Genomic DNA, 19,675 nt, shown 5'->3' with positions numbered 1-19,675 from the left:
GGTCGTAACTAGAACTGGGTCTACGAATTGATCAGCCGGACCACGTAGGGCATCGCGCCGTCGGTGCGCAGCGGCGATACTTTGACCGTCGATCCGGACTCGGGTGCCTCAAGCATCTGGTTGTCACCCAGATAGAGCGCTTCGTGCTGGCTCGCATTCGGGCCGAAGAAGATCAGGTCACCCCGCTTGATCTCAGCGAGCGGAACCTTCTTGCCGATGTTGTACTGGTAGCCGCTGTAGTGCGGGAGCTTGATGCCGACGGCAGCAAATGCGAACAGCGTCAGGCCCGAGCAATCAAATCCCGGGTTCGCGAAGTCACGGAAGGTATCGGCAACGCCGCCGTCGCGGACCCCGACGGTGGGGCCGTTGATATCACCACCCCCCCAGGAATATCTGGTGCCGACCACCGACAGGCCCCGGGCAATGACCGTGTCAATCATTTGCTTGCCCGACATCGACGCGACTGACACAGGCGCTACTGGTGCCTGGATTGCAGGCACCTGGGCTGCCGCTTGAGCCGGGACCTGGGATGCGGTCTGCGGTTGCGGCGTGAACCCGAACAGGTTGCTCAGTTGCCCGAGCAACGACGACGCTGCGGTCGCGGCCGACGGTGGCCCCCCGGGCGCCGACACTGCCGGTGCCGCAGAAGGAGCCGCTACGGGTGTGCTTGCGTTCGGGGGTGCCGCCGGTGCAGGAGCCGGCTGCGAGGAAGGCACCGTCACTGTCTGCTGTTCGCTGACGACGTATTGGTCATAGATCCGCTGCTGACCTGCGGCATCCCCGGACTTCGCCTTCGCCTCGGCGAGCGCCCTTGCGGCCGTCTGCCGACGCAAATCCAACCGTCGGCGTTGATCGGTCGCCGAACGCAGCGCCTCCAGGGTCTGGGCCACCGACCCCTGCGCTCGGGTGCGGCGGTCGGCAGCCGCGCCAGCCGCTGCATCCGCGGAGATCTTCGCGATCCGCGCAGCATCGCGGCTCGATCGCGCCCGCCGCCGGGCGTCATTGAGGCCGGTGACAGTACCTGCCTGGGCGGCAGCAACGCGCCGAAGAACCGCAGTGCGGTCTACCGCCGTCTGCCCATCCGGGGCGGTCAGAGCATCCGCGACCCCGCCCGAGGTGTTCCCCTGCATGTAGGCGGCGCGGAGCATCTCATCGAGCCTGCGCTGAGCAGCATCCACTGCCTGGTCGGAAGCCACGGCCTCCCGATCCGCAACTACTACTGCATTCGTCGCGGCCCGCGCAGCGTCGGCGGCCAACGCCACGTCGATCACCGCCTTGTTCACCGACTGCCGCCGAATGTCAACGTCGTTCTGCAAAGCCGCGATCTGCTGATCAAAGTCCGCAAGGCGCACGATCAACGAAGGAACCACCGCGACCGAGTGACCTGCTCGAGGGTCGTCTCCCACGTGCCGCGCCCACGCAGGATCCGCTCCGCCGACCACGATCGCAGCCACGATCGTCACCGCCGCCGCCCGCTGCATTCCAGACGCCCATCGATGCTGATTCACCACGGAACATCTCCTTCAACGAGCCGACCGCCCCCCGCGGGGAGGTTGCGCCCACGCGAGGGGATCAGAAGCGGAATATTGTTGGTGCGCAATCTTTTTACGCAAAGTTTGACGCGCCGCACCGGCACCCCTTGAGTACCATCCGAACCGTACGTCACAGACGCCACAGAGGGAAGCGGTGATCGAGCAGATGCAGAGCCTTAACTGCCACCTACAATGGGGTTGGCCTGCGGTATTCAAGATTCAATCAAGATCCTGCTACTATCCACGATAGTACTAAGGAGGAGTGCGACCCTTGCCTGGTGAGTTGGAATCCGCGGTCATGCAAGTGCTCTGGGACAGTGAGCACGCCTTGAAGGTGCAGGAGGTGGTCGATGCCCTCGACACCGGGCGGGCACTGGCCTACACCACGGTGATGACGGTTCTAGACAACCTGCACCGCAAGCAGTGGGTCCAACGCGAGAAGGTCGGCAAGGCCTACTTCTACGAGCCGACACTCAGCCGCGCGGAGGCTGCGACCCAGGCGCTGCGTGACGTGCTGGATGCATCCGGCGATCCTGAGGCAGTGCTGCTGCACTTCACCGAGTCCGCGTCGGACGAGGAATCAAAGGTCATCCGGCGGGCACTACGCCGTCGGTCACGGCAGCAATAGACTAAGCCCGGTGCGCGAGATCCGAATCCGGACCCGGATGGAGGGAATGAGTACACGATGACGGTGTTCGCGGCATTGGTCGTCGCGGCGGCTGCGATCGCGGCTGCCGGACCTGTGCTGCTCACCCGCGCGGGGCGTACGCGGCTCGATCCAGTTGCCCTGCTCATCGGCTGGGTGGGAGCGCTGGCAATGCTTGGACTGCTGACGGCGTTAGCGATCGTGGCACTGTTGCTGCCGCTGCACGCAGACTACTCGGTAACCACTGCGTTCGGAGACTGCTGGTCCCTGGCGGTCCATGGCACCGTGCCGCAGGGACGCCGGGCGACCGGCGCCGCACTAGCCGCGCTCATTGCGGGCTCCGTCGTGATCTCCGGCGTGCGCTGCGTCTTCGTCCTCGCGCGCCGGCGGGCGGTCGCGACGTTGCATTGCGACCGAATAAGGCTGGTGGCCAGTCCAGCCGCCGGGGACGGCCGAGTGTGGTGCCTCGAGCACGACGCCCCCTTGGCATTCGCCATCGCCGCACCCAGGGGCGGGATGGTGGTGATCTCCCGCGGCCTACAGACCTTGTTGGCACCCTCCGAGCTGGCGGCAGTGCTGGCACACGAGCACGCACACCTCCGCGGTCGCCACCACCTGATCGTTGCCATCACTGAGGTCATCGGGCAGGTCCTGCGCCCGATCCCGCTGTGCCGGAACGCCCCGAGCGCCGTGCGGGAATTGGTCGAGGCGATCGCTGACGGAGCAGCAGCACGCCGTTGCGGGGCGGCCACGGTACACCGGGCCCTGCTGCAGATGGCCTCCGCACAATCGGTGCGGCAGCGATCAGGGACAGCCGGGCGGGGCCCTACTCTGGCGATGGCGACCACCGCGACCTCGGCGCGGGCCCGCCGCCTACAGCTCCCCGCAGCGAGCCGCAGTGCTCGCGTGCGCCACTGCGGCGCGGTCGCCGCGGCCACCGCCCTGGGATCAGCCGCTACGGTGGCGCTTGCAGCCCTCGTCGTGTCCGCTATTTCCTGCCCAGCGCTCTAGCCCGCTGCGCCCGTGGCGCAGCGTGACAGAGAGATTTGCCTGTTCCCCGGGGGGCCAACTGCGCAGCAACATCCGCTGCGACGCTTCATCGTGACTAGCGAGTGCGACCCACGAGTCGCATTTCAGCGACCGTACACCGAGTCCCGAGCGCCTACGTCCTTGAGCCACTACGCTCCGGTGCCGCTATTCGACGAGTCACGAATGCCGATGCCCGGCGGTCGTGTCCACAGCCACAGGCATCTTCGCCGAGGGGTCGCACACCCCGGCGGGGCATTCGCTCACCTGTAGCGGATGCTCAGGCTCGCCGCCCCGCCACGACCACCGTATCCCCCAGCGGGTGGCGACCGCGGCACCCATGGCGAGGGCCGAGACGACAGCAACCAGGGGCTGCAGCGGCGCCCACAGCGTCAACGCTCCCGACGCGCCCAACATCGCGACGACGACCTTGTTACACAACGGGCACCCCACCGCGAGCGTCGACAGGACCACACCGGAAGTGCCTCGCACAGCACCACGATTCCACCCGGCCACCACCGGAGCTGCCAGCCAGGCGGCCGCGAGAACGGTCACCACCACGAGGACGAGGTAGTCCCACCAGCGCACCGGCGTCATCCGGGTGAAGACAGGATTGGGAAGCACTCGGGAGGGGATCGCGATCACCAGTGCGATCAGCGCACCGCCAGCCGCTGCGTGCCACCACCGCACCCGTCCAATGACCGCCCTGCGGTTCATACCACTCACAGTGCACCCTCCTCACCTCGCGCTTGTCTTTCCTCGAACTCAGCATAACTACTAGATCACATAGTAGTTCTTGGTGGCGGGCCTGCCCGCCCCTCATCTACTATTCAACATAGTAGTTACCTACTAAGCGTGTTAGTAGCTCAATCTCGGGAGAGGCCTGATCGATGAAACATCTCTCTAGCGTGCCGGATCCAGACGTGGGCCTTCCAACGGTGACCGAATCCGTCGGCGCGCCGGTGCGGCATGACGCGGTGCAGGCGTCGGAGAGGATCTCGACGATCACCGGTCCGGTGGGCGGTTGCGACCCAGTGAACGAAGCGGAGCCACAAGGACTGTCCGCTACGTACGTGCTAGACGCGGTCAGCGCTCCCGGTGCGCTCCGGATGCAGTACGAGGGCCTACGGATCGGCGCCGAGGCCGACGATACGCAAGGGCGATTCACCTGCCAGCGCGATGTCAGTCTCGCGGCGGCCCGCGGGCGGCCGGTCGCTGTGACCGAGCGGCTATCGGGGATCCCGGCAGGCGAGTGGGATATTCGGGTGCGAGCAGCGTGGACACCGGCTGCGACGCAGGCGGGCGAGCTGGCGGGCGAGATGAAGCTTCCGGACCAGCAGATGCGGGTCCGGACGGTGTTCGCGCCTCTGGCACACGGGCCCGCGGTGGCAGCGTGGTGTTGGCCGCTGCTGGTGGGGCTCGGCGCTGTCGTCGCGGTCGCGCTCATGGCAGTGAACGTCTCCCTCGCTGGCGGCTCTGCATTCGCGGCGGTGGGGATCAGCGGTGTGGCCTGTGCTGTGGGGTTTCTCGGCGCGCGGTTGTGGTTCTTGGCAATCCATCGGATGCCGCTACGGAAGCTGCTGTCCTCCGGAGCCTGCATTCAGGGGTTCAACGCCGCTGCCGCGGTGGTCTTGGTGATGGGGGCGCCGGCGATCGGACTGTCATGGGGCGCGGTGCTCGATTCTGCTGCCCCGGCACTGCTCGCAGGGATGGCCGTCGGGAGGCCGGGGTGTTGGCTGACCGGCTGTTGCGCTGGAAAGGTCACCGTGTCGCGGTGGTCACTGTGGTCATCGGATCGGAGGGTGGCCGCTTCACGCTATCCGGTGCAGCTGTTTGAAGCTGCGGCGTGCGGGACGCTGGCGATAGGGGCCGAATTCCTGTTCCTGGGCGTCCGGCACTCGGGAGCGATCTTCGTGATCGGACTCGCTGCCTACGCGCTGATCCGGCAGGTGCTGTTTCCGCTGCGCTCCGACCCGCACACTCGGTGGGGGCGTACCGCAGTCGCAGCAGGTGCTACGGCCGCGATCGCGGTGGCGATATGGGTGATGACGTTGTGACGAGTCGGCGGGGCTACCGGGATGTGCTCAGACAGATCCGGACTGCCTCGCCCATTCTCCGTCCTGGTCAGCGGCCTTCCGACGACGCCAGGGCGCTGGCTTTGGTCCACTGCTGCCAGGGCACACTCCAGTCACCGTTCTGCCATTGCTCGAGAGGTGCGCCGCCAGTGTTGCGGATTTCGACGATGTCGCCGGGGACCGAGAAGTCGAAGAACCATCGAGCGTTGTCACCGTTGAGGTTGAGGCACCCGTGGGAAGTGTTCGTGTTGCCCTGCGCCCACACAGAACTGTCGAGTTGGTGCAGGTAGATACCGTCTGTGCTGATCCGTGTCGCGTAGTTGATCGTCTGTTTGTACCCCAAGCGCGAGTTGATCGGTAGCCCGTAGGTGGACGAGTCCATCACCACCGGGTTCGCCTTGTCCATCACGGTGTAGATGCCCCGTTGGGTCCAGAAGCTGATGGTGTTGCCGTTGATGATCTCGCTGCCGCCCATGCCCATGGAGGTGGGCATCGTACGGACGAGATTACCGCCGTCGTAGACGGTGACCGTCTTGGTCGCGTCGTCGGCGATCGAGACATGCGAGGCGCCGATGGTCGCACTGGCACGCACGTCCTCGGCGCCGTAGAGGCGCTCGCCCAGGCGGACACCGTATAGCGCGGCGTCCACGGTGATCTGAGTGCCCGGCGTGTGGTATTTCTCAGGTCGCCAATGCGCTTCGGTATTCGAGACCCAGCACCACGCTCCCTCGACCGCGGGTGTACAGGTGACTTTCATACGACGTTCTGCCTCGGCGCGGTCTGCGATGTCGGTGTCGAACTTCGCCACTAGCACCAGCCCCACACCGTAGGTCCGCCCTTCGCCGACCGGGATGCCCGCCGTCGTTGCCAGCTCCATCGTCACCTGCGCCTGTGGTGCGAGCGTGGTGAACGTGCTCTGCCGTTCGGTCCGGCGTCCTGCCTCATCGACCGCGACCGCTCGCAAGCGGTAGGTGCGGCCGAATCCAAGGGGCTCACCGGCCGACCAGAATTTGCGCGGTGCGTCCAACGTGCCGGCAACGGCACGCCCCGCCTCGTTGGTGAGCGTGACTTCGGCGAGGGCGCCAGTGCCCACGACATGGACAGTGACCGGTGTTCGTGGCGTGACTTCCGCGGCGCCGTCGGCCGGCGCCAACTCGATCCGTAGACCGGCGCCGGACGATTCCGGTGAGGACGAGGGGCCGCTCAGCGGCACCGCGCCCCACTCAACACCGCAGGCGGACGTGATCGCGACGGCTCCGATTCCGGTTGCCGTCCGCGCCAGCAGAGTTCGCCGTTGCAGAACCATTCAACCTCCCTCGATCCGCCTCATCGCGCAACTACTAATTTGCATAGTACTTTATGGTGAGTGGTCGAGCCCATCAGGCCCGCACGCGAGGTACTCTCACCCGCTGCGCCGGTACCGGCACCAGGCGCGGCGAGTCGTCGAGTAGGTACAGGGTGGGTGTTGTGACCCGTTCCATCGACTAAAGCGCTCACTTGCCCGGCAGCGAGGGTTGCGCCCTCGCAACAGCGTCCTCGATGTCCTGTACTGATCGGAAGACCAGCGGGTCCACGATCCGCTGCACGGAGCCGTCGGGGCGGACGAGAAAGGACAGCGGCAGCAAAGGCGGGATCTGCAGTGCCCTCGCCACCGCGCCGTCTGCGTCGATGATGCTCGGGTACGCGAGAGCGAGATCGGTGGCGAAGGTGCGGGCGTAACTCTCGACGTCGCGGACGTTGATCCCGAGTACCTGGACTGCCTCGGGGCGTTGGGCGTAGCGCGAGAGGATCGGCATTTCTTCGCGACATGTCCCGCACCAGGACGCCCAGAAGTTGAGCAAGGTGGTTCTTCCTACGGTGAGTTGTCCGAGGTTTATCACATCGGGGGTACTGAGGCAGGGCTCAGACAGATCAGCCAGGGGCCCAGCGGGTCGGGCTGATGCCGATTTCGTTCCGCCGCACTGCGGTTTAGGTTCACCACGGGCTAAGCTGGTCTGGAGTGGAGCCTCGGTTCCAGTGCGAGTGCCGGTGGAGGCCGTATCGTGGTCTCCTGGTTTTTCTGTGAGCGAGTGCGCGGTCGAGATGGCGATGAGCAGCAGCGCGGCAGCGATCGCGATCAGGGCCAATGCGTACCGGTGCCGGCGATGCCACGGCGGGGTTGAGGCGCTCTCGTCGGGTACGGGGGGGAGGGCGACGCTCATGGGCTCTTCTGCTCGTCGATGGGCACGGGCGTCGTATCGGCGGGGACCGACCGTTTGAGACCGGAGGTGCGACGTGCGCGCCGTTTGAACACCGTTGCGGCGATCAGAGCCGCAGCGGCCAGGGCGGACGTGATCGCTTCGGGCAACGCGCCCCAGCGGGTGGCGAGTGTGAGCCGGTCGTCGAGGGGAACTGTCGCGATCAGAGTATCCGCACTGAACAGTGCGGACTGGTCGGTGACCGTCCCGTCCGGGGTAACGACTGCGCTGACGCCACTCGTCGCGGCGATCAGGACGGTGCGGCGGTGCTCAATGGCCCGCAGTCGGGACATCGCCAGTTGTTGGAATGACATGGCCGTGCGGCCGAACGTCGCGTTGTTGGTGGGCACGGTGATCAGCTGAGCTCCACCACGTACAGATTCACGGATGAGGTCGTCGAAGGCCACTTCGTAGCAGATGGCAGCCGCGGTCGGTATGCCAGCGAGGGTGACAATGCCGTCACCATCGCCAGGCACGAACCGGCCGGCCTTGTCGGCGTATGCGGACAGGCGGGTTGCGACCGGCCGCATCGGTAGGTACTCCCCGAAGGGCACCAGTCGCCGCTTGATGTGTTGCTGCCCTGGACCGGAGCCGGGGTTCCAGACGATGGAGACGTTGCGTGATGTGCCGTCGTCGGCGGAGAGTACTGCACCGACGAGGACAGGTACGCCGAGCCTGTTGACCGTCTCATCGATCCGCGCGCGCACCTGCCGATCGCGCAGCGGGTCGATATCCGAGGCGTTCTCGGGCCAGACGATCATGGCGGGCCGGGGCATCTGGCCAGATTCGATGGCACTGGCGAGGTCCTCGGTGCGTCGTAGGTGATTCTCGAGCACTGCGGCACGCTGAGCATTGAAGTCCAGTCCTAGGCGGGGAACGTTGCCTTGGATCACCGCAACGGTCACGCTCGCTCGCGGTTCGTACGCTGGTAGCGCGATTAGGAGTGCTGCGCCGGCGAACGGGAGGATGCCACCAAGCGACGCACGGACAGCAGCGCGCGGTGACCTCCGCAGTGCCGCGCGGACCACGGCGAAACCGGAGCACCCGATGAGGGCGACCGCGAACGAGACAGCCGGTGCGCCGCCGACCGCGGCCAACTGTACGAGAGGCCCATCGGTCTGCCCGAACGCCAACTTTCCCCAAGGGAACCCGCCGAATGGCAGGCGGCTGCGCAGTGCCTCCGTCGCTGTCCACGCGCAGGCGCACCACAGCGGGTAGCCGGGGAGAACCACCATCCGGCTGACCAAGGCGCCGAACACCGCTACCGCGACGGCTTCGACCGCGGCGAGCGCGATCCACGGCCCAGCCCCAACGTAGATGCCTACCCACGGAAGCAAGGGCAGGAAGAACGCCAGCCCCGCGGCGTAACCGTACAGCAGGGCTTGGCCGATTCCGCAGCCCCACACGGCGGCGACCACGAGCGCGACACCGACCGGCGCCGCTCCCCACAGCGCGGTGGGTGGGAACGAGATGAACATCGCTCCGCCGCCGGCGGCAGCCAGAAGTAGCCTGACCGCTGTGTGCGTCCACGGCCAATGAGTCGGCCCCCACCGAGTGGATGTCGCGGATGGGAGCCTTCGTGCTGTCTGCGTGGTCACGAGTGAGATCTCCTCAATTCTGGACCGTGGTGGTGCTGCTCGTCGCGAGTCGTCTGGGCGATCGCGGGCGTACTGGTTGGTGCGTGTCGACGGCGATTCCTGTCAGATCGGCATGACGATGTTGGAGACGAAGAGCCGCCGGACCATGTCGACGAAGTCGGACCAGTAGCCGGTGACCAGGGCGAGTCCGACGACGATCATGAGCACGCCGCCGGCGACCTGGATGCGTCGGCTGTTGCGGCGAAGCCATCCGACGGCCCGCACCGCGGCGGTCGATCCGACGGCGAGTGCGATGAACGGCAGGCCCAGGCCTACGCAGTAGGCCACCACCAGCGCGGCACCGCGTGCCGGTGCAGCGTTGGTGCCCACAATGATCGACATGATCCCCGCCAGGGTGGGACCGATACAGGGAGTCCAGCCGAGCGCGAACACCCCGCCCAGCAGCGGGGCACCGGCAAGCGTGGTCCAGGGTCGTGGCGCAAAACGCACCTCGCGGGCAAGTGCCGGGACCAATCCGATGAACGCCAAGCCCATGATGATGGTGATTCCCCCACCTATCCGCATCAGCGTCTCTGCATTGAGCCGAATCGTCGCCGCCAGACCAAACACCGACATCGTCATCAAGAGGAAGGCCGCTGTGAACCCGCCGACGAACAACGCGGCTGCGCCGAGCACTCTCCACCGACCGGACCGGTCTACCGCCTTTCCGCTGCCGCCGAGCTCTGCGATCGACGTCGCTGGAGCCTCGGCGCCGACCAGCCCCGCGAGGTACGACAAGTAGCCGGGAACAAGGGGCACGATGCACGGCGAGGCGAAGGACACCAACCCGGCGAGCAGGCATGCCCCGATCGCCAGGATCAGCGGACCTGACACGGCGGCGTCGGCAAAGGCTTGTCCCATCAGCCCTCCCCGGCGACGCGGTCCACGGCATCGGTGAGGGTCTTCTCGTCGATCGTCGTCAGGTATGCCGCGGCCACGCGATGCTGCCGATCAAGGACGAAGGTCATCGGCACTACTGTGGTCGGATACTGCTCACCGAGCGCTAGCAGCGTCTTGCCAGGGGGATCGTAGATCGACGGATAGGTCAGCCCGTGGGAGCGGATGAAGTCCCGCGCCGCATCGTCGCCGGCGGTTTCACGAACGTCGATACCGAGAAACTGCACACCCTTGGACTTGCGCGCCGTGTACACCTTTTCCAGAGCAGGAGCCTCGAGACGACAGGGGGCGCACCAGGAGCCCCAGACGTTGATCACCACGACCTTTCCGGCGTAGTCCGACAGTCGCAGCGTGGCCCCGGGATCAGTGACACTACGTCCGGACAGCTCACCGACGACGCTGCGCCGCTCGGGCGGGTAGAAGTGCCTGGCCTTGCCATCCGGAGCGATGATCCCGCCATCACGTGCCCGGTCGCTGAGCTGAACGCACCCGCCGAGCAGCATCGCGACCACAAGCACCGCGATCACACCGGCGCACCGGCGCAGACTCGAGCTGCCGCTCGGGGGACAGTCATCATCGCCCAGCGATGCCCGTGTGGACTGTCGTCGCATCCTCACCCCTTCTCGGCGGCTAACGAACCAGCCACCAACTACTAAGTAGCATAGTAGTTGGTGGCTGGTCGGTCGCACTCGCCATCGGGGGCAGCCGCGGAGACGTCGGTCGCGTCAGGTGTACTTGAGGGTGGTCATCATGCCCATCTCCATGTGATAGATGTTGTGGCAGTGCAGGGCCCAGGTTCCGGGGTTGTCCGCGTCGAGGTCGACCTCGACCGAGCCCATGGGCTTGATGAGCACCGTGTCCTTGCGCAGTCCGCCACTGCCGGGGAGGCCCCAGGTGTGGCCGTGGATATGCATGGGGTGAAGCATCATCGTTTCGTTGGTGATCTGCATCCGCAGTCGCTGGCCCTTGCTGACGCGCAGAGGCGTGTCTTCGCCGTGCTTCTTGCCGTTAATGCCCCAGGCGTACGGGTCCATCTGGCCGTTGAGCGCGACCTTGATCGTGGAGTCGGGCTGGGCGTCAGGAAGGCGCGCGGAGTCCGCGGCGGCGAGTTCGGTGGCGCCGAGCAGGACCGCGCCGTCCAGTTCCGCGGGGCGAATGTCGGCGGCGGGTGCGGCGCCAGAGCCTGTGCGCAGGACTGCCAGAGCCTGGCCCTTCTTGCCCTCAGCCGCGGCGACTAGCGGAAACGCGCCGTCGCCTGCGGTGACGGTCACGTCGTAGCGTTCCCCCATAGCGACGAAGAGCGCGCGGGCCTGCATGTCGTTGACCCTGTGTCCGTCGGTGTGGGTGACGGTCATCGTGTGACCGCCGAGGGCAACGCGGAAGACGGTGTCGGAGCCGGCGTTGATGATCCGCAGGCGGATGCGTTGTCCGGGCTTGGCGCGGAACTCGGTCGGCGCCGCAGGGATCCGGCCGTTGATGAGGTAGTGCGGGTAGACCACGTCACCAGCATCGCCCAGCGGAGAGCTTCCCATGCCAGGCATCGAGGAGTGGTCCATGCCACCCATCCCGCCCATCCCGGTCTGCAAAGGTCCGGTCTTGGCCTGGAAGTCGGCAAGGATCTGGTCAGGGTTCTTGCCGATGCCGTCGGTCCAGTCATCGAGGACGACGATCCACTCCGCGTCGAAGGCGCCTCGCTCATTGGGGTCGTCGATGATGATCGGAGCGTAGAGGGCACGGTCGAGCTGGGCACCGACGTGGGGATGGAAGTAGTGGGTACCGGCGTCCGGGGCGGTGAACTCGTAGACGAATCGCCCCCCGGGGCGCACAGCATCCTGGGTGACGCCGGGAACGCCGTCAGCTTCGTTACGCAGGCGGATGCCATGCCAGTGGATGGTGGTGTCGGCGGGAAGCTTGTTGTCGAGGGTGACGCGGAGGAAGTCTCCGGCGTTGGCGCGCAGGACCTTGCCGGGGAGGGCGTCGTCGTAGGCCCAGGTACGGGCGGTGATACCGCCGAGGTCTACGGTGGTCTCGCGCGCGGTGAGGGTCGTCTCAACGACCTTCTGTCCGGCCTGGGGTGTGGCCTGTAGTGGCGGTCCTTGCAGCGCACGAGAGGCACCACTCGGCGTGCTGGCGGTCTTGTCGCCACATGCGGCGAGCGCGCCGACGCTGAGCGCGGCGAGACCGCCGAAGAGGGCTGTTCGTCTGGTCACCGGTGTCATGAATTGGTTCCTTGGTTTGACGTCGAGGAAGTCGGGGGCGGCCCTGCTTAGGGGGCAGCGGGGCTGACTGTCGGGCTGCCGTCGCCCATCCCTGGCATACCCGACATACCCGGCATGCTTGTGTGAGGTGTCGGCGATGAAGTCGGGGAGCTGCTCATCGAGTGGCCTGCGGGCATCGACGGTTGGGTTGAGGTGGGGGTAGTGCTGGTGTCGTCGTTCATGTTCATCGTGGACATGTCGTCGCCGCAGGCGGTGACGGCGAGGGCAATAGTGGCGGTGACGGCGGCGGTGGTGATCAGTCGTTTCGGGTTCATCGGTTCGTCTTTCTGGCAGGGATTCTCTGTGGGGTTCGTTGAAGGGGCGGTCGGGGTAGTGGGCTCGAGGCTGTACCGGGTTCCGGTGGTGGGTGTTCTCGCTTGGTGTTGCGGCGTTTGTAGACCGGCAGGGTCAGGGTGAACTGGGCGCCTTGTCCGGGCCCGCGGCTGGTGGCGGTGAGGGATCCGTCGTGGGCCTCGGCGAGCGCGCGGGCGATAGTCAGGCCGATACCGCTGCCGCCGGCGTCGCGGCTGCGAGAGGTGTCAGTGCGGTAGAAGCGGTCGAAGATGTGTGGGAGGTGTTCGCTGGCGATGCCTTCGCCTGTGTCCTCGACGATGATGTCGATGAGGTTGTGGTCGCGGCGGCGGCTACTGACCGTGACGCTGCCTCCCGGTGGGGTGTGTCGGCGTGCGTTGCTGAGCAGGTTCGCGAGGGTCTGGCCGATGCGGGCACGGTCGGCGTCGACGAGGTCGGTGGTGGTGGGCCCGAGGCCGAGGTGGATACCTACAGCGTCGTAGCCGGGTTGCGCCTCACGGACCGCGGCGGTGGTGATGTCGTTGACCGCGGTCGGCTCTGCTTCGACGCGTAGTTGTCGTTCGCCGGCGCGGGAGACAGCATCGATGTCGTCAGCGAGTCGCTTGAGGCGACCGGTGGCGCTGCGGATGACGCCGTACATTTGCACGCCTGGTGTGCGGATGCCGTCCTCGGCGGCTTCGATTTGGGCGGTGATGGTGGTGATCGGCGTCCGAAGTTCATGGGCGAGGTCGGAGAGCATCTGCTGGCGGATCTCTTCGGTGGTATCGATCTGCTCGGCGAGTCGGTTCACGCTGCGGGTCAGGTCGCTGAATTCGCGGCCCAAGCGGCTGGGCGGGACGCGAATCGCGTGGTTGCCGGCGGCGATGTTCGCCGTCGAGGTCACCACGGCGCCGATGGAGCGTCGGACGCGGCGGGTGATCAGCCAACTGACGACGAGTGCGAGGACCATGGAGCTCAATAGGGCGACCGAGACGGATACCACCAGTGAGGAGGCGAACGCCTCCTCGACGTGTTTGGCTTGGGGTGAGGCGGTCGGCAGGCCGGCGTGGGCCATGTGGGTGTGGAACAGGTGCGGTGCGACAGTCCACGCCACCAGCGCGGAGGCCCCAGCGCCAGCGGCGATGACGATGGTCTGGGCGATGAACAGCCTGGTGGTGAACCCCGAACGTGGGCGACGGGTGCGCCGTGCGTCGGATCGGGGCGCGCTCATTGCTTCGACCGGCCGTCACCCATTCGGTAACCGATGCCGCGGATGGTGCGGATGTAGCGCCGTTCGGTGGTGGTGTCGCCGAGCTTGCGACGCAGGCTGGCGATGTGGACGTCGACGACGTGTGCATCGCCGACCCAGGTCGGTCCCCAGAGTTCGGCGAGCAGTTGGTCGCGGCTGAACACCATGCCCGGGCGGCGCGAGAGGACGTCGAGAAGGTCGAACTCGGTGCGGGTGAGAGCCGCGGGTCTACCGGCGACGCTCACCTCCCGACCGCTCGGGTCGATTAGCAGATCCCCGATGCGGCGCTCCGCGCCCTGTGCCACGGCGGGCCCGTTGACGGTTCCGGCGCGGGGGCGGCGCAGCATTGCTTCGATTCGGGCGATCAGCTCCCGCGGGCTGAACGGTTTGGTCAGGTAGTCGTCCGCCCCGACCGACAGGCCGACCAGGGTGTCGACTTCGTCGGCGCGGGCGGTGACCATGACAACGTAGGCGTCCGAGAAGGTGCGCAGTTGCCGGCACACTTCGACACCGTCGAGCGAGGGCAGCCCGAGGTCGAGGACGACGACATCCGGTGGAGTTCGGTGCGCGGCGGCGACTGCGGCCGCTCCATCGCCGGTGATCTCGACATCGAAACCACTGCGCTGAAGGTAGTCGGCGATGACCTCGGCGAGGTCCGGCTCGTCCTCGACAACCATCGCGCGCAGGCCCAGCTTCGGCCGCGGTTCGGTCACCGCCGTCGGCTTGGGCTCGGCAACAATCGCATCCATGCCTCCCATCGTGGCCTGACCGTATGCCCAGGATCGACCCGAGGCGCGGTTCTTGAGCAAATCTTGATCTTGAGCACACATAACGGCCTGGTTAGGGCACGCACAGTCGAGGGCGATCAGATACCCCTCACCGGACTGATCACCGGTGGCACGTCTTCACCCGGCGGGCCACGGGCACGCCATCTGCCGACTCACGCTGACCGTCCTGGTCCTGCAAGACCGTCGCGGCGGGTGGCGTGCCACACACCTGTGCCGCCCTTTTCCGCTTCCGAAAGGACCCCAGCACGTGAGCACCGAAGTGACCACGGTTCCTGATTCTCGCCCCCCACTGTCATTGCTGCACCCGCCGTTGCCCGCCCGGTCACTCGTCGACATCGGACCTGTCTCGGAGCGCCCGGCGGCCCTGGTCGGCAACACTCCGGTGATGCGGATCGCCGAACCGTTCGCGCCGGCCGGGCACGGGTTCTGGGCCAAACTCGAGGGGTTCAATCCCGGAGGAATGAAGGACCGGCCGGCCCTACATATGATCGAACGCGCGAAGGCGCGGGGGGATCTCTCCCCGGGCGCACGGATCGTGGAGTCGACCAGCGGGACTCTCGGGCTGGGGCTGGCTTTGGCGGGCATCGTGCACGGTCATCCGGTGACGCTGGTGACCGACCCTGGGCTGGAGCCGATCCTGACCCAGATGCTCGCCGCGTACGGCGCCGAGGTCGACTTGGTGACCGAACCTCATCCGACCGGAGGTTGGCAGCAAGCGCGCCGAGACCGAGTCTGTGAGCACCTGGCTTCGGACCCGACTGCCTGGTGCCCGGATCAGTACACCAACCCGGATAACGTCAGCGCGTACCAGCCGCTGGCACTCGAGCTATTGACCCAACTCGGGCACATCGACGTACTGGTCTGTTCGGTCGGCACCGGTGGACATTCAGCTGGGGTCAGCCGCACCCTGAGGCAGTTCCTGCCAGACCTACAGCTCATCGGGGTCGACACCGTCGGGTCGACGATCTTCGGGCAGCCCGCGCGCAAGCGGCTCATGCGAGGCCTGGGCTCGAGCATATACCCGGAGAACGTCGACTACTCGGCGTTCTCCGAGGTGCACTGGGTGGCGCCCGCGGAATCGGTGTGGGCGTGCCGGACTCTTGCCGCGACGCACTATGCCACCGGCGGCTGGAGCGTCGGTGCCGTCGCCCAAGTGGCCGGATGGATCGCCGGCACTCGCTCGCCTGACACGGTCGTCGCCGCGATCTTCCCCGACGGCCCCCAGCGCTATTACGGAACGGTCTACAGCGACGAGTTCTGCAACGCCAACGACATCAATCCGACCGTGGCGCCGCCGTCGGCGCCGATCACCATCTCCGACCCGACCTCCACTGTCGTGCACCGCTGGTCCCGCACCACCGCTGTCTGCAACCCGCTGACCATCGTATGAGGGGGCCGCTCGCCACGTTCCGAACGTTCGACCGGCCCAGCCAGGTGTTGATGGTCAATCAGTTCACCATCAACCTGGGCTTCTACATGCTCATGCCCTACCTCGCCGGGTACCTCGCAGGCCCCGTCGGGCTCGCAGGCTGGGCCATCGGGCTCGTCATGGGGATTCGCAACTTCTCCCAGCAGGGCATGTTCCTCATCGGCGGCACCCTCGCCGACCGTCTGGGGTTCAAGCCCCTTATCGTCGCTGGGTGTCTACTGCGGACCATCGGATTCGCCTTGCTGGCGACGGTGGACTCGCTACCCGCACTACTCATCGCATCCGCAGCTACTGGGTTCGCCGGGGCGTTGTTCAACCCAGCCGTGCGCGCGTACCTCGCCGCCGACGCCGGCGACCGGCGGATCGAGGCATTCGCCATCTTCAACATCTTCTACCAGGGCGGCATCCTCATCGGCCCGCTGGTCGGGGTGGCACTGATGGCCTTCGACTTCCAGGCGACATCGGCGGTCGCCGCCGGAGTGTTCGGCGTGCTGACCATCGCACAGATCCTCGCGCTGCCGCGCGACCGACGCGATCGCACGGACCTAGCCGGCCCACGGCAGTCGGTCCTCGCTGACTGGCGGATTGTGGCCGGCAACCGCCCGTTCGTCCTGTTCTCCTGCGCGATGATCGGCTCGTACGTGCTCTCCTTCCAGGTCTATCTCGCGCTGCCACTGCACGCGGCGTCGATCACAGGCAGCGAGCAGGCCTCGTCGTACCTGGTCGCAGCCGTGTTCGTGGTCACCGGTGTGATTGCCGTGGCCGGGCAGCTGCGGATCACCGCGCTGTTCCGCAGCAGGTTCGGGCCCACCCGTAGCCTTGGCATCGGGATGGCGCTGATGACAGCTGCGTTCGTGCCGCTCGTAGCCGTGCCGACCACGGCGCTGGCCGGGCAGGCCGCCGCGATCGCGGCGCTGTTGCTGGCGGCAGCGGGCCTGGCGATAGCCACGGCGACCGTCTTCCCCTTCGAGATGGACACCGTCGTCAGCCTCTCCGGCAATCGACTCGTCGCTACCCACTACGGGCTCTACAACACGGTGGTCGGCGTGGGGATCCTGGCCGGCAACCTCGGCACCGGGGCGCTCATGTCATTGGGGAACCGGCTCGGGTTCCCGGCGCTGATCTGGCTCGTGCTCATCATCGTCGGTTCCGGCGCGGCACTCGCGCTGCGGGCGCTCTATCGAGCCGGCGCGCTGAGTGGGCCCGAGGCCGCGGCCCGCGAGGCGGACGTGGCCGTTGAGGCGGGAAGGGATCGTCGGTGACCTGCTGTCCAGCGTCTGTGCTGCGGTGTTCCGCTACCCAGGGCCCCGACCCTCCGCGGTGGAGGGCTGGGGCCGGGGCGGCGTTAGCTGGCGACGCTGGTGAAGCCACGCAGCCGCAGGCTGTTGCCGACGACGAAGACGCTGGAGAAGGCCATCGCGGCGCCGGCCAGCATCGGGTTGAGCATGCCCGCCGCAGCGACCGGTATCGCAGCGGTGTTGTAGGCGAATGCCCAGAACAGGTTCGTCTTGATCGTGCTCAGCGTTTTGCGAGAGAGCCTGATCGCGTCAACGGCGCTGCGCAGGTCTCCGCGTACCAGGGTGATGTCGGAGGCTTCGATCGCGACGTCGGTGCCAGTTCCCATTGCCAGGCCCAGGTCGGCCTGGGCCAGCGCGGGTGCGTCGTTGACGCCGTCGCCGACCATGGCGACGACCTTGCCCTGATCCTGCAGGCGCTTGACCACCGACACCTTGTCCTGCGGCATCACCTCGGAGATGACCTCGTCGATGCCGACTTCGGCCGCGATTCGTTGTGCGACGGCGGCGTTGTCACCGGTGAGCAGCACCGGCTTCAGTCCCAGGGCCCGCAGTTCGCTGATCGCCTGGGCGCTGGTCGGCTTGACCGCGTCAGCGACAACGAGGATGCCCGTCGCCTGGCCGTCCCACCCGACCGCCACGACGGTCTTGCCGTCCGCTTCGGCGTCCCGTTTCACGGCCGCCGTCCGAGGGGAGAGTTCGAGTGCCCAGTCGGCCAGGAAACTCTCGCGGCCCACGATCACGGCATGCCCGTCGACCACGCCCTGCACCCCTTGCCCTTCGACGTTGGCGAAACCTTCCGGTGTGGGCAGTTCTCCGCCACTGTCGCGAGCCGCGGCGGCAATGGCCTGGGCGATCGGATGCTCGGAGGCGTTCTCCAGCGCGCCGGCTAGCCGTAGCAGTTCGTCAGAGTCGGTGCCGTCCTCTGCAATCACCTCGGCCAGCGTCATCTTGCCGGTCGTGACCGTTCCGGTCTTGTCGAGCACGATGGTGTCGACTTTGCGGGTGGACTCGAGCACTTCCGGGCCCTTGATCAGTACACCCATCTGGGCTCCACGACCCGTTCCCACGAGAAGCGCTGTCGGCGTGGCCAGTCCGAGTGCACACGGGCAGGCGATCACGAGCACGGCGACCGCGGCAGTGAACGCGGCCGCGACGGGGAAGCCAGCACCGAGCCACGCGCCGAGGGTGGCGAACGCGATCGCGATGACGATCGGCACGAACACACCCGAGATCCGGTCCGCGAGCCGTTGCACCTCGGCCTTCCCCGTCTGCGCGTCCTCGACGAGCTTGGCCATCTGCGCGAGCTGCGTATCCGCTCCGACCCGGGTGGCGCGCACCTCAAGCCGTCCTCCGGAATTGACCGTCGCTCCGGTCACCGTGTCCCCAACGGAGACCTCGACCGGGACGGACTCGCCGGTCAGCATCGACGCATCGATGGCCGAGGATCCGGACGTGACCACCCCGTCGGTGGCGACCTTCTCCCCCGGTCGGACCACGAAGGTGTCGCCGACGGCCAGCTCGGCGACCGGGATCCGAACCTCCGCGCCGTCACGCAGCACTGCCACGTCCTTGACGCCGAGCTCGAGGAGCGCGCGCAATGCTGCTCCGGCCTGCCGCTTGGACCTCTTCTCGAAGTAGCGGCCGGCGAGCACGAACACCGTGACCCCTGCGCCGACCTCGAGGTAGATGTTGCCTGCTCCGTCCGACGGAGCGATCGAGAACTCGAACCCGTGTGTCATCCCGGGCGTGCCGGCGGTGCCGAGGAACAACGCGTACAGCGACCACAGGAACGCTGTTAGGGTGCCCATCGAGATGAGGGTGTCCATGGTGGCGGTTCCGTGTTTGAGGTTCATCCACGCCGCCCGATGGAACGGATAGGCACCCCAGACGATCACTGGCGCAGCGAGCGTGAGCGATGCCCACTGCCAATAGGTGAACTGTAGGGCCGGTGCCATCGCCATCGCGACTACCGGCACCGCCAGCACAGCCGAGCCGATCAGCCGCTGCCTCAGGGACGTCAGCTCCGGGTCCATGTCCTCGCCGGCAACCCCAGCACCAGGTCCTCCAGCCCCCGGCGTCGAGGACCGCGGGAGAGTCGCCGAGTAGCCGGTCTTTGCCACCTCGTCGATCAGCGCCTGCGCATCGAAACCCTCGGGGACGTGCACCTTCGCCTTCTCCGTGGCGTAGTTCACCGTGGCCTCGACCCCATCGAGCCCGTTGAGTTTGCGCTCGATCCGGTTCGCGCACGAGGCGCACGTCATCCCGCCGATGTCCAGCTCGACACTACGGCCGCCCGACGGCGCTGACACACT

At 66.9% G+C, this 19,675-nt stretch carries 16 protein-coding genes; 5 read left to right on the top strand and 11 right to left on the bottom strand.

Annotated elements, in window-relative coordinates; translation table 11 throughout:
- Positions 1 to 20: 20 nt before the first annotated feature.
- Positions 21 to 1,511, bottom strand: coding sequence for an NlpC/P60 family protein (locus BLQ62_RS01885; protein WP_139057836.1), 1,491 nt, complete (start codon positions 1,509 to 1,511; stop codon positions 21 to 23).
- A 283-nt stretch (positions 1,512 to 1,794) separates the two neighbouring features.
- Here BLQ62_RS01885 and BLQ62_RS01880 point away from each other — a divergent pair, with 283 nt between their 5' ends.
- Complete coding sequence (locus BLQ62_RS01880; protein ID WP_040765956.1) at positions 1,795 to 2,160, top strand: BlaI/MecI/CopY family transcriptional regulator; 366 nt, start codon at positions 1,795 to 1,797, stop codon at positions 2,158 to 2,160.
- 57 nt (positions 2,161 to 2,217) lie between these two features.
- A complete protein-coding gene (locus tag BLQ62_RS01875) occupies positions 2,218 to 3,189 on the top strand; it encodes a M56 family metallopeptidase (RefSeq protein WP_019201638.1) in 972 nt (323 codons plus the stop codon).
- 195 nt (positions 3,190 to 3,384) lie between these two features.
- Here the strand turns inward: BLQ62_RS01875 and BLQ62_RS01870 are convergent, their stop codons facing one another.
- Complete coding sequence (locus BLQ62_RS01870; RefSeq protein ID WP_019201637.1) at positions 3,385 to 3,921, bottom strand: hypothetical protein; 537 nt, start codon at positions 3,919 to 3,921, stop codon at positions 3,385 to 3,387.
- 221 nt (positions 3,922 to 4,142) lie between these two features.
- Here BLQ62_RS01870 and BLQ62_RS01865 point away from each other — a divergent pair, with 221 nt between their 5' ends.
- Complete coding sequence (locus BLQ62_RS01865; protein WP_160126343.1) at positions 4,143 to 5,261, top strand: prolipoprotein diacylglyceryl transferase family protein; 1,119 nt, start codon at positions 4,143 to 4,145, stop codon at positions 5,259 to 5,261.
- 67 nt (positions 5,262 to 5,328) lie between these two features.
- Here the strand turns inward: BLQ62_RS01865 and BLQ62_RS01860 are convergent, their stop codons facing one another.
- The 8 genes from BLQ62_RS01860 to BLQ62_RS01825 all read right to left on the bottom strand — a co-directional run bounded on the left by BLQ62_RS01860 (position 5,329) and on the right by BLQ62_RS01825 (position 14,597).
- Positions 5,329 to 6,585, bottom strand: coding sequence for a L,D-transpeptidase (locus tag BLQ62_RS01860; protein ID WP_082756359.1), 1,257 nt, complete (start codon positions 6,583 to 6,585; stop codon positions 5,329 to 5,331).
- A gap of 187 nt (positions 6,586 to 6,772) precedes the next feature.
- Positions 6,773 to 7,480, bottom strand: coding sequence for a TlpA family protein disulfide reductase (locus tag BLQ62_RS01855; RefSeq protein ID WP_082756361.1), 708 nt, complete (start codon positions 7,478 to 7,480; stop codon positions 6,773 to 6,775).
- Positions 7,477 to 8,994, bottom strand: a complete 1,518-nt coding sequence (gene lnt, locus BLQ62_RS01850) for an apolipoprotein N-acyltransferase (RefSeq protein ID WP_082756363.1) — start codon at positions 8,992 to 8,994, stop codon at positions 7,477 to 7,479. Before lnt ends, BLQ62_RS01855 begins: the two co-directional genes overlap by 4 nt.
- A gap of 222 nt (positions 8,995 to 9,216) precedes the next feature.
- On the bottom strand, positions 9,217 to 10,014 hold the full coding sequence (locus tag BLQ62_RS01845; RefSeq protein ID WP_068565094.1) for a cytochrome c biogenesis CcdA family protein: 798 nt from the start codon (positions 10,012 to 10,014) through the stop codon (positions 9,217 to 9,219).
- Complete coding sequence (locus tag BLQ62_RS01840) at positions 10,014 to 10,577, bottom strand: TlpA disulfide reductase family protein (RefSeq protein WP_019201631.1); 564 nt, start codon at positions 10,575 to 10,577, stop codon at positions 10,014 to 10,016. The genes BLQ62_RS01845 and BLQ62_RS01840 overlap by 1 nt, the downstream gene beginning before the upstream one ends.
- A gap of 198 nt (positions 10,578 to 10,775) precedes the next feature.
- Entirely contained in the window at positions 10,776 to 12,269 is a 1,494-nt protein-coding gene (locus tag BLQ62_RS01835) for a multicopper oxidase family protein (RefSeq protein WP_068565096.1), read from the bottom strand.
- Between the two features lie 310 nt (positions 12,270 to 12,579).
- Positions 12,580 to 13,830, bottom strand: coding sequence for a sensor histidine kinase (locus tag BLQ62_RS01830; RefSeq protein WP_068537247.1), 1,251 nt, complete (start codon positions 13,828 to 13,830; stop codon positions 12,580 to 12,582).
- On the bottom strand, positions 13,827 to 14,597 hold the full coding sequence (locus BLQ62_RS01825) for a response regulator transcription factor (protein ID WP_068537249.1): 771 nt from the start codon (positions 14,595 to 14,597) through the stop codon (positions 13,827 to 13,829). The genes BLQ62_RS01830 and BLQ62_RS01825 overlap by 4 nt, the downstream gene beginning before the upstream one ends.
- A 349-nt stretch (positions 14,598 to 14,946) precedes the next feature.
- Here BLQ62_RS01825 and BLQ62_RS01820 point away from each other — a divergent pair, with 349 nt between their 5' ends.
- Together BLQ62_RS01820 and BLQ62_RS01815 are read left to right on the top strand one after the other, a co-directional pair.
- Positions 14,947 to 16,026 (top strand): PLP-dependent cysteine synthase family protein, encoded by a 1,080-nt coding sequence (locus tag BLQ62_RS01820; protein WP_068537251.1) that lies wholly within the window; start codon positions 14,947 to 14,949, stop codon positions 16,024 to 16,026.
- Positions 16,023 to 17,327, top strand: a complete 1,305-nt coding sequence (locus BLQ62_RS01815) for an MFS transporter (RefSeq protein ID WP_068537254.1) — start codon at positions 16,023 to 16,025, stop codon at positions 17,325 to 17,327. The genes BLQ62_RS01820 and BLQ62_RS01815 overlap by 4 nt, the downstream gene beginning before the upstream one ends.
- Positions 17,328 to 17,410: 83 nt before the next feature.
- On the opposite strand, the gene BLQ62_RS01810 is transcribed toward BLQ62_RS01815, so the two are convergent.
- A complete protein-coding gene (locus BLQ62_RS01810; RefSeq protein WP_414929908.1) occupies positions 17,411 to 19,672 on the bottom strand; it encodes a heavy metal translocating P-type ATPase in 2,262 nt (753 codons plus the stop codon).
- Positions 19,673 to 19,675: the final 3 nt, after the last annotated feature.

Origin of the sequence: Tsukamurella pulmonis, from assembly GCF_900103175.1 — a bacterium.
Taxonomy (GTDB): Bacteria; Actinomycetota; Actinomycetes; order Mycobacteriales; family Mycobacteriaceae; genus Tsukamurella; species Tsukamurella pulmonis.
Note: the sequence above shows the minus strand (reverse complement) of the source record. Positions and strands in the feature narration are given on the sequence as shown.

Bases quoted from the DNA above. Each gene is read 5' to 3' on its own strand.
- BLQ62_RS01855 (WP_082756361.1), bottom strand. From the start codon at position 7,480: ATGAGCGTCGCCCTCCCCCCCGTACCCGACGAGAGCGCCTCAACCCCG.
- BLQ62_RS01875 (WP_019201638.1), top strand. From the start codon at position 2,218: ATGACGGTGTTCGCGGCATTGGTCGTCGCGGCGGCTGCGATCGCGGCT.
- BLQ62_RS01845 (WP_068565094.1), bottom strand. From the start codon at position 10,014: ATGGGACAAGCCTTTGCCGACGCCGCCGTGTCAGGTCCGCTGATCCTG.
- BLQ62_RS01825 (WP_068537249.1), bottom strand. From the start codon at position 14,597: ATGGATGCGATTGTTGCCGAGCCCAAGCCGACGGCGGTGACCGAACCG.
- BLQ62_RS01860 (WP_082756359.1), bottom strand. From the start codon at position 6,585: ATGGTTCTGCAACGGCGAACTCTGCTGGCGCGGACGGCAACCGGAATC.
- lnt (WP_082756363.1), bottom strand. From the start codon at position 8,994: ATGTTCATCTCGTTCCCACCCACCGCGCTGTGGGGAGCGGCGCCGGTC.
- BLQ62_RS01870 (WP_019201637.1), bottom strand. From the start codon at position 3,921: ATGAACCGCAGGGCGGTCATTGGACGGGTGCGGTGGTGGCACGCAGCG.
- BLQ62_RS01835 (WP_068565096.1), bottom strand. From the start codon at position 12,269: ATGACACCGGTGACCAGACGAACAGCCCTCTTCGGCGGTCTCGCCGCG.
- BLQ62_RS01815 (WP_068537254.1), top strand. From the start codon at position 16,023: ATGAGGGGGCCGCTCGCCACGTTCCGAACGTTCGACCGGCCCAGCCAG.
- BLQ62_RS01830 (WP_068537247.1), bottom strand. From the start codon at position 13,830: ATGAGCGCGCCCCGATCCGACGCACGGCGCACCCGTCGCCCACGTTCG.